The following is an 816-nucleotide window of genomic DNA, read 5'->3' as shown; positions in this document are numbered from 1 at the left end:
GAGAGCGCCTCGACGGCCGGGCGCCACCGGTCGGTCCGGGCGAGGGCGAGCACCTTCTTCTCGAGCTGCCGGCGGTCCGACTCCGCGCACCTCGCGGCCGTGACGTAGTACTCGAGCACGTCGCGCTGGGGCCCCTCGAGCCTGATCCCGGATATCCACCTCCAGTGGGCGCGCGTCCAGGATCCCTTCCTCGTCCCGTCGGCGTTGCGCTCGTCCCAGACGTGGCCCAGCCTGATCAGGAACATGTTGAGGCGCTGCCTGGCGCGGCGGTACTCCGCCGTGGCGTCGTCGAGGGCGCGGTCGAGGTCCCGGGCGGCCTCGACGGCCGCATCGGGCAGCGGGACCTCCACGATGTTGTGGGTGGCGAGCATGCGGGCGATGAACTCGGCGTCGCGCCGGTCGTTCTTGCGGCGCGCGTCCGCCGCCGGCCTCTGCATCTTGGAGACGGCGGCCACGGCGCAGTCGAGGCCGAGCGCGCGCAGCTCGCGCGCCATGTGGAAGCCGGTGGGGCCGCTCTCGTAGCAGGCCCTGGGCTCCTCGAACCCGAGGGCCCACTCCGCGATCTCGGCGGCGTCCGTCCCGAAGTCACGGTGCACCACCTCGCCGGTGAAGGGGTTGAACGCCGCGGCGGCGACCGATCGCGCGTGGACGTCCAGGCCGATGGAGGTAACATGGGGCATGGGAAGCCTCCTCCCCGCAGGTGCGGTAAGGGCTACCGCACGGGCCGATACTCAAAGCCCATTGTGGCATCCCGAGCCCGCGAAAAGAAGCTGCGCCGCGGGGGAGGCGACCCAAATGGCTTTCTCATATCGTCTT

At 71.1% G+C, this 816-nt stretch carries 1 protein-coding gene; it reads right to left on the bottom strand.

The features are described 5' to 3' along the window. The coding region (locus ACTQ05_RS09545; RefSeq protein ID WP_441083572.1) for an IS110 family transposase at positions 1-680 on the bottom strand (680 nt) is incomplete at its 3' end. Positions 681-816 lie beyond the last annotated feature (136 nt).

The organism is Collinsella sp. LCP21S3_A9 (assembly GCF_052118785.1).
In the GTDB taxonomy this organism is placed as follows: Bacteria; Actinomycetota; Coriobacteriia; order Coriobacteriales; family Coriobacteriaceae; genus Collinsella.
Note: the sequence above shows the minus strand (reverse complement) of the source record. Positions and strands in the feature narration are given on the sequence as shown.